The organism is Streptomyces sp. LX-29 (genome assembly GCF_029541745.1).
In the GTDB taxonomy this organism is placed as follows: domain Bacteria; phylum Actinomycetota; class Actinomycetes; order Streptomycetales; family Streptomycetaceae; genus Streptomyces.
Map to the genome: position 1 here is coordinate 6,838,264 of NZ_CP089746.1, position 13,671 is coordinate 6,851,934.

Annotated in this window: 4 protein-coding genes and 3 rRNA genes; all 7 read left to right on the forward strand. The window is 64.4% G+C overall.

Going from position 1 to position 13,671, the window contains the following annotated elements; all coding sequences use genetic code 11:
- The first annotated feature begins 3 nt into the window (after positions 1–3).
- The 7 genes from LRS74_RS28815 (at position 4) to rrf (ending at position 13,644) form a co-directional block, all read left to right on the forward strand.
- The gene (locus LRS74_RS28815; RefSeq protein WP_277743724.1) at positions 4–1,605 is read left to right on the forward strand and encodes a hypothetical protein; all 1,602 of its coding nucleotides are present in this window, start codon (positions 4–6) and stop codon (positions 1,603–1,605) included.
- The gene (locus tag LRS74_RS28820; RefSeq protein ID WP_277743725.1) at positions 1,602–2,378 is read left to right on the forward strand and encodes a hypothetical protein; all 777 of its coding nucleotides are present in this window, start codon (positions 1,602–1,604) and stop codon (positions 2,376–2,378) included. Before LRS74_RS28815 ends, LRS74_RS28820 begins: the two co-directional genes overlap by 4 nt.
- Positions 2,375–6,811 (forward strand): hypothetical protein, encoded by a 4,437-nt coding sequence (locus LRS74_RS28825; protein ID WP_277743726.1) that lies wholly within the window; start codon positions 2,375–2,377, stop codon positions 6,809–6,811. The genes LRS74_RS28820 and LRS74_RS28825 overlap by 4 nt, the downstream gene beginning before the upstream one ends.
- Positions 6,808–7,869, forward strand: coding sequence for a Wadjet anti-phage system protein JetD domain-containing protein (locus LRS74_RS28830; RefSeq protein ID WP_277743727.1), 1,062 nt, complete (start codon positions 6,808–6,810; stop codon positions 7,867–7,869). Before LRS74_RS28825 ends, LRS74_RS28830 begins: the two co-directional genes overlap by 4 nt.
- A gap of 652 nt (positions 7,870–8,521) precedes the next feature.
- Positions 8,522–10,049, forward strand: a 16S ribosomal RNA gene (locus tag LRS74_RS28835).
- A 285-nt stretch (positions 10,050–10,334) separates the two neighbouring features.
- Positions 10,335–13,456 (forward strand): 23S ribosomal RNA (locus tag LRS74_RS28840).
- A 71-nt stretch (positions 13,457–13,527) separates the two neighbouring features.
- Positions 13,528–13,644 (forward strand): 5S ribosomal RNA (rrf, locus tag LRS74_RS28845).
- The 16S, 23S and 5S rRNA genes sit together here, the layout of an rRNA operon.
- Positions 13,645–13,671: the final 27 nt, after the last annotated feature.

The following is a 13,671-nucleotide window of genomic DNA, read 5'->3' on the forward strand; positions in this document are numbered from 1 at the left end:
AGGTTGAACTTGTCTTTCGACCAGATCGATGAACCCACGGCGCGAGCCGCGGCAGTCGGTGCCGAGTTGCCGATGTTCGACCCGACGTTCCCGGCGCGCGTCGCCGTTCTCATGAGGTCCCGCCCGATCGCCGACGCCGCCGCCGGCGGCGCGCGGCAGGACTGGCCGGACGCCACCTACGACGTCGCGACGTTGGCGCTCGCCGCCATCGACATGATCATCGCCCGGCAGGGCTTCGAGGACGAGGCCACCTACCGGGACGTGACCGCCGGGCTTGCCGACCTCGCCCGCCGCGCGGCTCCAGGCCGGTCGGTCGACGAGCACGAGAAGGTCGCCGCCTACACCCTGGACGCGCTGCTCAACCGTGCTCAACGCGAAGCGCCGTTCACCTACCGGATCAGCGACTACAGCCGCGAGGGCAGCGCCCATCAGCAGCGGCAGGTGCAGTTCCGGTTATTGATCGAACGAGAGGACCCTGTTCGGGGCGAGGTCGTTCTCAACGCGACCAGGGACGCGGTCAACGCGCTGGTCGGCGGACTGGAATTCGATGTCGAGGACGAGCAGGTCGCCAACGAGCTCATGCTGGAGCGCCAGCTGGCCAAGGGCGCGTTCGCCGCGGCGGAGAAGGCCGCCGTCCGTGCCCGGCTGCTGTCCGTCTCCCTCGCCGACGACCTCAACAGGTTGATCAAGGACACTCGCCGAGACCTCCGGTCGGTACTCGAGCAGTGGGCCCACGACGTTCCCGAGCGCCTCGACGCGGCACGCGACCACATCTCCGCCCGCCTGGAGTCCGAGCACCGCCTCCTGGTGAAGGTCCGCGAATCACTCGACGCCGAGGACGAGCAGGTGACCGCCGCTGCGGCCCGTATCGCCGGCATCCTCACGGAGTGCGCACGTCGGCACGAGGCACTGCACCGCCAGGTGATCACCGCGCGCGGCGTCTTCCTCGAGGAACAGAACCGCCAGGCGTTCCGGCCCCCGGCAGTGGGCTACCTGCCCGACCTCGGCCAGGAGGTGCTCCAGCCGCTGCTCGGCCTGGACACGGATACGGCCCGCACGGTGGTCGACCGATGGCTGTCCGACATCACCGGCCCTCGGCCGGCCAGGCTCCCGAGGCTGTACCGGCTGCTCGATGATCTATGGGCCGTACGCGGTCCCCTGGACGAGACGCGCGATCTCGTCGAAGCCGAAGAGGAAATCGGCGACCCCGACCCGCCGACCATCCCGCCCGAGGTCATCACCGCGGCCCAGCACGTCATCGCCCGCATCGGCTTGCCCGCTCGCCTGTCGACGCTCATAGCAGGTGCTCTCACCGGCGAGGACCTGGCGCACTCCGGTCAACGGCAGCACACCGCGGAGATCCTCGCCCTCACCGCGCTCTGGAGCTATGCCCCCGAGGAGCTGGAGCCCGGCCAGCCGGTCTCCGCCGACCTCGCCGCCCAGATCCTCGGCCCGCGCGCGGCAGCCGACACCGACGGGCTGCCGCTGCGCCTTCCCGGATGGGACGGCGACGATCTCATCATCGCCGCGCACCCGGACGCCCTGGAGACCGCCGACCCCGTACCGGTCACCACCCTCCCTCTCTCTGCCGAGGAGAGCGCATGACGCTGACACAGACGGACCACACCGACCTGGGCACGCTCATCGGGTACGCGCTCCAGCCGACGCAACGGCCCGGACGCAGCCCCGAATACCGGCGCCTGCTCGGCCGCTACCGCAGCGAACCGGACTTCCGCACCGCCACGGACTCCGTCCTGCACGGTCTCGGCACGCGGGTCCTGTCCGACGGAGACTTCGGTCTCGTCCTCGGCGTCGAACCGGAGTCTCCGTTCGCCTTCCGCGTCACCGACATGCCGAACGCCGGAACCCGCACCGGTCGGCTCCTCGCCGGCCTCCTCCTCGTCGGGGTCGCCGCCTACGCCTACCCGAGCCCGGCCGAGCTCGACGACGACCGCGTCCGCAGAGTCCCTGACGCGGAGTTCGAGCAATGGATGCGATCGTTGTGCGAGCGCCTCCAGGCGACCGACCCGGCCGGCGAGACCATCCCGGAGGAGGGGCTCGACGAAGCCTGGCGCGTCTACCACGAAATGCCGTCCACCCTCGTCGGTGACCGCGGACGCGGATCGGGACGCCTGTCGCCCAAGTGCACCCTGTACTGGGTCCGCAACATCCTCGGCTGGCTTGTCGAACAGGGCATGGCCCGCACCGACAGCACCGACGGCACATGGATTCTCACCGAACGCTTCCGGATCCAGGTCAAGGACATGGCGAGCGAACCCGCGTACACCTACCTCGCCGCGCTTGCGCGGGGTGAACACACCCCGCAGCCCCTGACAGACGTCTCCCGAAGCGACGAGCACACAACGGGGGAGCAGTGACCTACCACCTCGCCGCGCTGCGACTGCACTCCATCGGCGAACGTTCCGCCCGCTTCACCGACGTCACTCTCGACCTCACCGCCCCGCACGGCGTCCTCGCCGTTCCGTCGGACTCGATCGTGTGGTTGCGCAACGGAGGCGGCAAGTCCTCGCTGCTCTCCCTCTTCTACACACTCATGCTGCCCAGAGCGACCGACTTCATGGGCCGCGTCGTCAAACGCAGCCTGACGGACTACGTCGACTCCGGCGACACCTCCCATACCGTCGCCGTCTGGTACCCCGCGACCTCACAGACGCTCGACGGTCAGCCCGACCACGTCCTTGTCACCGGCGCCGTCTACGAGTGGGTCGACCTCCGTCGCCCCGCCGACGCCGACCGGGCGCGGGACAAACTCGAGACCACGTTCTACGCCTTCTACGCCGTCCCCGGTGTCATCGACCTGGAACGGCTGCCGATCAGTGACGAGACCGGTGCACCCCGCCGACGTGCGACCTTCATCGCCAAACTCAAAGAGGTCGCCGCTCTTCACCCCCAGGCGATGGACCTGGTCACCACGGAGCGGCAGCACGAGTGGACGACGCAGTTGGCCAACCGGGGCCTGGACCCCTCGCTGTTCCGAACCCAGAAGCAGATGAACCACGTCGAGGGTGGGGTGGATGAGCTTTTCAAGTTCGCCTCCGCGCGCGAGTTCATCGACCTCCTCATCGACCTCACCGTTTCCCCGGACGACGCGGCCAACGTCGCCGAACGGCTCTCCTCCATCGCATCCCTGCTGGCCACCAAGCCGGCCAAGGAAGCCGAGCGAGAGTTCTGCCTGGATGTCGCCACCGGGCTGGAACGCGTGACCATCGCCCAACGGGAGATGGACGACTCCCAGCAGAGCCTCGAGTACCTCGTTCGCGAAGGGGAGGCCCTCGCCGCCGCGTTCCGCGCCACCATCGCCGAGTCCCAGCGCCATCAGGAAACGCTCGTCGAGCACAAGGCGCGAGCGGAAGCCCGCAAGTCGGCCGCGGATACCGAGCGTGGCGTCGCCTACGACCTCGTCTACCTCTACGAGAAACGCGCGGCGGAGCTACGGATCACCCACGCGGAGGAACGACGCCGTCAGGCCGACCAAGCGGCCGCCGATGCGGCCGACCATGTGGCCGCTTGGGAAGCCGGCGAACATCTGGCAGCGAAGATCGAAGCCGCATACGCCCTCGACCTCACCCAGAAGGAGGCCGCGGCGGAACGGGCGCACAGCGCACCGCAGCGCCGCGAGCACGACGAGCACACCGCGCGCCTGCGCCGCCGGCTCAGCCATCTCGCCGAGGAGCACCACACGCGAGCCACGACGGCCACCGAGGCCCGCACGGCGGCGGTCACAGAACGCGAGGGTCTCGTCGAACAAGCCACGACCGTACGAAGCGCCGCCGCGGCCGCCGACAGCGACATCGCCAAGGCACGCGCCCATCTGGAAGGACTCGCCGCGGACCTGCGGTCGGCGGCCCGCGACGGGGCACTTCCCACCGAGACAACCGATCCAGCCGCACACGATGCCGAGCTCGAGCAGCGGCTGGACGCCCTCGGCCGCGATGCGAAGGACATCCGAGAACGGCGCGCCCGGCGACCCGAGGCGCGCACCGAGCTGACCAAGAAACTGGCGGCGCTCACCGCGGAGCGCACCCGTCTCGACAGCGACCGGACCGCACTGACCGCCGAGCACGCGGCCCTCTCCCAGCGCGCCACCGAGCTCGCAGCCATCCGTCGCATCCGAGACCTCATCGAGGCCACCGACGACTCTCCAGCGGACCTGTGGGCGGAGACGGAAACGCTGACGAGGCGGCTCACGAACGCCATCCTCGAGACGGACCTCGAACTGGTACGGCTGGAAGCGGAACACCTCGACGACAAGCGCGTCCTCGACGTCCACACCCGGACCGGTCTGCTGCCCACCACCCGTGACGCGGAACGAGTCCAGACGACTCTCGCCGAACACGGCATCACCGCCGAAACCGGCTGGCAGCACCTGAGGACCCTGCTCCCGGACTTCCGGCTTGCCGACGCTCTCACCGACCGGCATCTGTCCCGGATCGGCGTCGGCCTCGTCATAGCGAGCGACCAGGAAGAGGCAGCCACCAGCGTGCTCGCCTCCGTCGACGCCGCCACCACCGCGCTCGTCGGCGTCTACACCTCACACGCCGCGTCCGCCGTCGCTGCCCGAGGACCCCACCCCTCGGCCTGTGGAGTTCCCGGCCCGGCCTGGTCCGGACTCCACCCTGGACTGATCGATCCCACATCCACCGACACCACGATCCGCCAGGTCACCTCCCGGACCGAGACCCACGCCGCCAGGCAGGCCGCGCTGACCGAGGCCCGTACCGGTGACCGCGGCCTCCTCGATGCCGTCACCTCGTTGGTCGCCGACTGTCCGGCCGGCCATCTGACGGCCCTCCAGAGCCGCATCGACGAACTCGACCAGGCGATCAGCGCACACGACACCGCACTCGGCAACGCTCAGAGGTCGCTGGAAGCACTCGATCGGGCCGAGGCCGAAGACGCGGCCCGGCAGGAAACCACCCAGGACGAAATAACCCGTGTGGTAAAAATACGGGCGAAACTCGGCGGCCTGATCAAACGAGCCGAAGCCGCGTCCACCTGGCGACAAGACCTCTCGGACGCCGAGGCCCGGTCCATCGCGGCACACGACCACGAGCGGAAACTCGTCGAGCAGGCCAACGCCGCCTTCGAGGCCGGAATCCAGTCCAAGGCGCTCGCCGAGAAGGAACAGGCCATCGGCGACAGCCTGCGCAGGGAGGCCGGCGCGCTGACCTACCTCGACACCGAGCCGGCGGTCGACGACGACCCGCGGATCTCCCTCGAAGCGCTGCGCAAGCGACACCAGGACGCCCAACGCGCTTGGCACGTACGCGCAGCCCAGTCGGTTCTGGCGGAACGCGAGAGAACGCTCACCGACGTGCTGGCCAAGGAGAACGCCACCCTTGCCACCATCCCCCAGAACATCCAACAGCAGGCGGCGGAACTGCTTCGCACCGCGAACGGTCAGACCGCTCAGCAGCGCGCAGCCGCCCTCACTGACGCCCGTACCGCCGAGCGGGAGGCGCTCGACCGCCGAGGACGAGCTGCCGCCGCGGTCGAACGCCACACCGGCGCGCTCAAGACCATCGAAGAACGGCGTGCCGAGGCACCACGCCGAACGCTGCCCACTGAGCCGACCAGCGCCGAGCACGCGGACTCTCTCGCCGCCGAACAGGAGCAGGCCGGCCAAAGCGCCATCGAGCGCAGGGCCACGGCAGAGCGCGAGATCTCCGACCTCGACAAGAAGAACACCGAGCTCGAAGGCGTCATCAGCCTCTTCGGTCTCCTCACCGACGGCCTTCCGGAACCACACCAGACCCCGGCCGCACCCTTCACAGGCAACGGCACCCAGGCGCAGCAGCGTAAGCGGGACATCACCGAACGGATCCGCGCCGCCGAACACGGCAGCGCGGAGGCTGCGGCCCATCGAACCAAGGCGGTAGCCGCCCTGCGAACCCTCGGAGCCAGGTACCCGACCGTCGCGACTCCTGCCAAGGACCGCATTCTGCACGACGGCGAGGAGATCCTGGCCCGCAACGCGAGCCATCTGGCCAACCAGCTCACCCTGCGCGGAGACATGATCGACGGGGAACTGGCCGGCATCGCCAAGGACCAGGAGATCGTCACGGACTCACTTGCGCGCCTGGTCTCCCACACTCTCGACACCCTGCGTAAAGCGGAGCGCTACTCGCGCGTCAACACCCAGAACGGCGGCTGGGCCGGCAAGCGGATGCTTCGCATCTCCTTCGACGCACCCGCCAGCGACGCGGATCTGCGTACCTATGTGAACCGCGTCATCGAAAGGCGGGTCGCGCAAGGCGTCAAACCCGAAGGACTCCCCCTCCTGAAGGAGGCCGTCCACGAAGCAGTCGGTCCCCGCGGTTTCACCGTCAAGGTGCTCAAACCCAGCCGCGACACGGTTGCCACCACCGAGGACATCACACGCCTCGGCAAGTGGTCTGGCGGGGAAAAGCTCACGGTCTGTGTGGCTCTCTACTGCACCATCGCCGCCCTGCGCGCCGCCAACGCCGGCCGCAAGGACCGCTCCGGCGGCATTCTCCTCCTGGACAATCCGATCGGCCGTGCATCCCACGGCGACCTGGTGCGCCTCCAGCGCGCCGTGGCCGCCGCCCACAAGGTCCAGCTCGTCTACACCACGGGGGTCAAGGACCCCAACGCCATCTCCCTCTTCCCCAACGTCGTCCGTCTCGACAACCGGCCCGGCCGCACACACAACCGTCGCTACGTCGTCCCCGACTCCTCCGCAGTCTCCGAAGAGGCCGTACGGGGCTTCATCACCGGCGCCCGAGTCGCCCACGACGAAGCGGTCGGCACCGATGGTGAGACACGATGACGCGCCCACTCCTCGACATCCTGTCGGCCCACATCGCCGACCAGCCGGCCCAGCGCATCCAGGTCGACGCGCTCCTTCGTCAGGCAGCAGTGACCGACCCCACCCTGTTGGGGGATCCCAGCGCCCGGAACAGGGTCGCCGAGGCGATCACCAAGCTCGCCGCCGACGGTGTCATCCAGCTTCCCAAGGCCCGGACAGGCTGGGACGACCGTACCCAGCCACCCCTGCCCCGCTGGCTTGGCAAAACCACGCCCCGCCCCCGAAGGCACAGGCCCCCCGTCAGGGTCTGGCCCCAGGTGCTCGAGCGAGCGGCGGGCATCGCCACGCGGTCCGACGAGCACGACCTCCTCGACCGCGTGGCCATCTGGCTGCGCGACAACCCCGACCCCGAACCCGTCCCCATGGAAGAACGCTCGCTGGACCTCCTCGACGACGAAAAGGCCCTCGCCGCCCACACCACGAAGCGGCTCTTCACCAGCGGCGCTCTCACCCTCGACCTCCTGGCCTGCTACCCGACCCCCGTGCCGTTCCCCTCTCAGTACGTCCCCGGCATGGGCGAGCCGTGTCTTCTCGTCGTCGAGAACAACGCCACCTTCCACTCCCTCCTGACCCTCGCCCGCAGCCTCGAACCCGCCGCGCGCCCGGATCTTCACATCGCCTGGGGCAGCGGAAACCAGTTGCCGGTCTCCATCACCTCGCTCACACTCCTCGCCCCCCTGCCCACAGCCACCTTCTACTTCGGCGACCTGGACGCGGCGGGCCTGCGCATCGCGGCGAACACGGCGATGACCTCAGAGCGGAACCATCTGCCACCGTTCCGACCGGCCGCAGCCCTCTACCGCTGGCTGCTCACACACGGCAGCCCAGGCCCGGACAAGTCGAACCCGGGGCTCAGCGACCCCGCATCGCTCCTCACATGGCTCTCCGCGGACCTGCGCGCGGCGACCATGGACCTGCTCGTCGCACGCCAACGGATCCCGCAGGAACGGCTCGGCCTCCGAGCCCTGCGTGCGGACCCGTCCCTGCTCACGGAGGCAGTGAGGGGACGCACTGCCTGAGAGCCCGCCCTCGGCTAGCACTCACGCCGGGCGTCTAGTAGTGTTCTCCGAGTTGTCCGGACGTGAGCGCCGCCCTTTGAGGCGGACCCCGGTCAGCCATCCCGCACGAACCATTCGAACGAACGACGTGTTTTGTCGTCTCGTTTTCATGCGTATGCGCGGGTGAGGGATCCAGGTCCGAAAGCGTGGCGCCGATTAGCCACGAGGGCACGGGTTCCGCTAATGTCTCACTCCCCGGAGGGGCCCGAAAGCCCTGAAGGAAAACCCGCTGACTGGGAGTCAGGAGCCGAAAGGACCTGATAGAGTCGGAAGCGCCGAAGGGGAAACGCGAAAGCGAAGAACCAGAAAGCGAATCCCGCTTCGACCGGGAATCGGACACGAAAGAGTCTGATAGAGTCGGAAACGCAAGACCGAAGGGAAGCGCCCGGAGGGCCCGGTGAAACGGGACCGAAGGAAGCGTCCGTTCCTTGAGAACTCAACAGCGTGCCAAAAGTCAACGCCAGATATGTTGATACCCCGTCGAAGGGCCATCACGGCCCGATGACGAGGTTCCTTTGAAGAAAAAACACAGCGAGGACGCTGTGAACGGGTGGGACTATTCCTCCTACCTGTTCCGCTCAACGCGAGTGTGCACCCGATTAACGGGAAAACATTCACGGAGAGTTTGATCCTGGCTCAGGACGAACGCTGGCGGCGTGCTTAACACATGCAAGTCGAACGATGAACCCGCTTCGGTGGGGGATTAGTGGCGAACGGGTGAGTAACACGTGGGCAATCTGCCCTGCACTCTGGGACAAGCCCTGGAAACGGGGTCTAATACCGGATACGACCACTGACCGCATGGTTGGTGGTGGAAAGCTCCGGCGGTGCAGGATGAGCCCGCGGCCTATCAGCTTGTTGGTGGGGTGATGGCCTACCAAGGCGACGACGGGTAGCCGGCCTGAGAGGGCGACCGGCCACACTGGGACTGAGACACGGCCCAGACTCCTACGGGAGGCAGCAGTGGGGAATATTGCACAATGGGCGAAAGCCTGATGCAGCGACGCCGCGTGAGGGATGACGGCCTTCGGGTTGTAAACCTCTTTCAGCAGGGAAGAAGCGAAAGTGACGGTACCTGCAGAAGAAGCGCCGGCTAACTACGTGCCAGCAGCCGCGGTAATACGTAGGGCGCGAGCGTTGTCCGGAATTATTGGGCGTAAAGAGCTCGTAGGCGGCTTGTCACGTCGGATGTGAAAGCCCGGGGCTTAACCCCGGGTCTGCATTCGATACGGGCAGGCTAGAGTTCGGTAGGGGAGATCGGAATTCCTGGTGTAGCGGTGAAATGCGCAGATATCAGGAGGAACACCGGTGGCGAAGGCGGATCTCTGGGCCGATACTGACGCTGAGGAGCGAAAGCGTGGGGAGCGAACAGGATTAGATACCCTGGTAGTCCACGCCGTAAACGTTGGGAACTAGGTGTGGGCGACATTCCACGTTGTCCGTGCCGCAGCTAACGCATTAAGTTCCCCGCCTGGGGAGTACGGCCGCAAGGCTAAAACTCAAAGGAATTGACGGGGGCCCGCACAAGCGGCGGAGCATGTGGCTTAATTCGACGCAACGCGAAGAACCTTACCAAGGCTTGACATACACCGGAAAGCTGCAGAGATGTAGCCCCCCTTGTGGTCGGTGTACAGGTGGTGCATGGCTGTCGTCAGCTCGTGTCGTGAGATGTTGGGTTAAGTCCCGCAACGAGCGCAACCCTTGTTCTGTGTTGCCAGCATGCCCTTCGGGGTGATGGGGACTCACAGGAGACTGCCGGGGTCAACTCGGAGGAAGGTGGGGACGACGTCAAGTCATCATGCCCCTTATGTCTTGGGCTGCACACGTGCTACAATGGCCGGTACAATGAGCTGCGATACCGCGAGGTGGAGCGAATCTCAAAAAGCCGGTCTCAGTTCGGATTGGGGTCTGCAACTCGACCCCATGAAGTCGGAGTCGCTAGTAATCGCAGATCAGCATTGCTGCGGTGAATACGTTCCCGGGCCTTGTACACACCGCCCGTCACGTCACGAAAGTCGGTAACACCCGAAGCCGGTGGCCCAACCCCTTGTGGGAGGGAATCGTCGAAGGTGGGACTGGCGATTGGGACGAAGTCGTAACAAGGTAGCCGTACCGGAAGGTGCGGCTGGATCACCTCCTTTCTAAGGAGCACATGGCCGACTGCGAGCGAATGTCTCGCACGGTTAGCTCATGGGTGGAACGTTGACTACTCGGCACACTTGGTCTGCTGTGACTGTTAGTACTGCTTCGGCGTGGAACACGGTGCATGGTGGCTGGGAGTGTCGGGCACGCTGTTGGGTGTCTGAGGGTGCGAGCGTAGAGCTTGTTCCTTCGGGTGCCGGCCCCGGTGAAGCATCATCTTTGAGTGGTGTGTGACGGGTGGCTGGTTGTTGCTTGAGAACTGCACAGTGGACGCGAGCATCTGTGGCCAAGTTTTTAAGGGCGCACGGTGGATGCCTTGGCACCAGGAACCGATGAAGGACGTGGGAGGCCACGATAGGCCCCGGGGAGCTGTCAACCGAGCTTTGATCCGGGGGTGTCCGAATGGGGAAACCCGGCAGTCGTCATGGGCTGTCACCCATACCTGAACACATAGGGTATGTGGAGGGAACGCGGGGAAGTGAAACATCTCAGTACCCGCAGGAAGAGAAAACAACCGTGATTCCGGGAGTAGTGGCGAGCGAAACCGGATGAGGCTAAACCGTATGTGTGTGATACCCGGCAGGGGTTGCGCATGCGGGGTTGTGGGAGTGAGCTTCAGCAGTCTGCCGGCTGTTGGGCGAGTCAGAAACCGCATGGATAGGCGAAGGGCATGCGAAAGGCCCGGCGTAGAGGGTAAGACCCCCGTAGCTGAAATCTTTGCGGCTTGCTTGCTCATTTCCCAAGTAGCACGGGGCCCGAGAAATCCCGTGTGAATCTGGCGGGACCACCCGCTAAGCCTAAATATTCCCTGGTGACCGATAGCGGATAGTACCGTGAGGGAATGGTGAAAAGTACCGCGGGAGCGGAGTGAAATAGTACCTGAAACCGTGTGCCTACAAGCCGTGGGAGCGTCGCCGTGTTCTTCGGAGCACGGTCGTGACTGCGTGCCTTTTGAAGAATGAGCCTGCGAGTTTGCGGTGTGTTGCGAGGTTAACCCGTGTGGGGAAGCCGTAGCGAAAGCGAGTCCGAATAGGGCGATTGAGTAGCGCGCCCAAGACCCGAAGCGGAGTGATCTAGCCATGGGCAGGTTGAAGCGGAGGTAAGACTTCGTGGAGGACCGAACCCACCAGGGTTGAAAACCTGGGGGATGACCTGTGGTTAGGGGTGAAAGGCCAATCAAACTCCGTGATAGCTGGTTCTCCCCGAAATGCATTTAGGTGCAGCGTCGTGTGTTTCTTGCCGGAGGTAGAGCACTGGATAGGCGATGGGCCCTACCGGGTTACTGACCTTAGCCAAACTCCGAATGCCGGTAAGTGAGAGCGCGGCAGTGAGACTGTGGGGGATAAGCTCCATGGTCGAGAGGGAAACAGCCCAGAACATCGACTAAGGCCCCTAAGCGTGCGCTAAGTGGGAAAGGATGTGGAGTCGCAGAGACAACCAGGAGGTTGGCTTAGAAGCAGCCACCCTTGAAAGAGTGCGTAATAGCTCACTGGTCAAGTGATTCCGCGCCGACAATGTAGCGGGGCTCAAGCGTACCGCCGAAGTCATGTCATTCCAGCGTGAGGACCAACGTCTGCTGGGATGGGTAGGGGAGCGTCGTGTGCCGGGTGAAGCAGCCGTGGAAACGAGTTGTGGACGGTTCACGAGTGAGAATGCAGGCATGAGTAGCGATTCACACGTGGGAAACGTGTGCGCCGATTGACTAAGGGTTCCTGGGTCAAGCTGATCTGCCCAGGGTAAGTCGGGACCTAAGGCGAGGCCGACAGGCGTAGTCGATGGACAACCGGTTGATATTCCGGTACCCGCTTTGAAGCGCCAAACATCGAATCAGGCGATGCTAAGTCCGTGAAGCCGTCCTGGATCCTTCGGGTGAAGGGGAGTGGTGGAGCCGACGAACCAGACTTGTAGTAGGTGAGTGATGGGGTGACGCAGGAAGGTAGTCCAGCCCGGGCGGTGGTTGTCCCGGGGTAAGGGTGTAGGCCGTGCGGTAGGTAAATCCGTCGCACATGTAAGGCTGAGACCTGATGCCGAGCCGATTGTGGTGAAGTGGATGATCCTATGCTGTCGAGAAAAGCCTCTAGCGAGTTTCATGGCGGCCCGTACCCTAAACCGACTCAGGTGGTCAGGTAGAGAATACCGAGGCGTTCGGGTGAACTATGGTTAAGGAACTCGGCAAAATGCCCCCGTAACTTCGGGAGAAGGGGGGCCATTGCTGGTGAGGGAACTTGCTTCCTGAGCTGGTGGTGGCCGCAGAGACCAGCGAGAAGCGACTGTTTACTAAAAACACAGGTCCGTGCGAAGCCGTAAGGCGATGTATACGGACTGACGCCTGCCCGGTGCTGGAACGTTAAGGGGACCGGTTAGCTCTGTTTCGACGGGGCGAAGCTGAGAACTTAAGCGCCAGTAAACGGCGGTGGTAACTATAACCATCCTAAGGTAGCGAAATTCCTTGTCGGGTAAGTTCCGACCTGCACGAATGGCGTAACGACTTCTCGACTGTCTCAACCATAGGCCCGGTGAAATTGCATTACGAGTAAAGATGCTCGTTTCGCGCAGCAGGACGGAAAGACCCCGGGACCTTTACTATAGCTTGATATTGGTGTTCGGTTCGGCTTGTGTAGGATAGGTGGGAGACTGTGAAGCGGGCACGCCAGTGTTCGTGGAGTCATCGTTGAAATACCACTCTGGTCGTGCTGGATGTCTAACCTCGGTCCGTGATCCGGATCAGGGACAGTGTCTGGTGGGTAGTTTAACTGGGGCGGTTGCCTCCTAAAGAGTAACGGAGGCGCCCAAAGGTTCCCTCAGCCTGGTTGGCAATCAGGTGTTGAGTGTAAGTGCACAAGGGAGCTTGACTGTGAGACCGACGGGTCGAGCAGGGACGAAAGTCGGGACTAGTGATCCGGCGGTGGCTTGTGGAAGCGCCGTCGCTCAACGGATAAAAGGTACCCCGGGGATAACAGGCTGATCTTCCCCAAGAGTCCATATCGACGGGATGGTTTGGCACCTCGATGTCGGCTCGTCGCATCCTGGGGCTGGAGTCGGTCCCAAGGGTTGGGCTGTTCGCCCATTAAAGCGGTACGCGAGCTGGGTTTAGAACGTCGTGAGACAGTTCGGTCCCTATCCGCTGTGCGCGTAGGAGTCTTGAGAAGGGCTGTCCCTAGTACGAGAGGACCGGGACGGACGAACCTCTGGTGTGCCAGTTGTTCTGCCAAGGGCATGGCTGGTTGGCTACGTTCGGGAGGGATAACCGCTGAAAGCATCTAAGCGGGAAGCCTGCTTCGAGATGAGGACTCCCACCCACTTGATGGGGTAAGGCTCCCAGTAGACGACTGGGTTGATAGGCCGGATATGGAAGCCAGGTAACTGGTGGAGTTGACCGGTACTAATAGGCCGAGGGCTTGTCCTCAGTTGCTCGCGTCCACTGTGTTGGTTCTGAAGCCATAACCAGGTATATCCGGTTGATGTGTTTCATAGTGTTTCGGTGGTTATAGCGTTAGGGAAACGCCCGGTTACATACCGAACCCGGAAGCTAAGCCTTTCAGCGCCGATGGTACTGCAGGGGGGACCCTGTGGGAGAGTAGGACGCCGCCGAACAATCATTGGGAAAAGCCCCGCACCGTA

Coding starts and splice junctions, on each gene's coding strand:
- LRS74_RS28830 (WP_277743727.1), top strand. CDS start 6,808: ATGACGCGCCCACTCCTCGACATCCTGTCGGCCCACATCGCCGACCAG.
- LRS74_RS28820 (WP_277743725.1), top strand. CDS start 1,602: ATGACGCTGACACAGACGGACCACACCGACCTGGGCACGCTCATCGGG.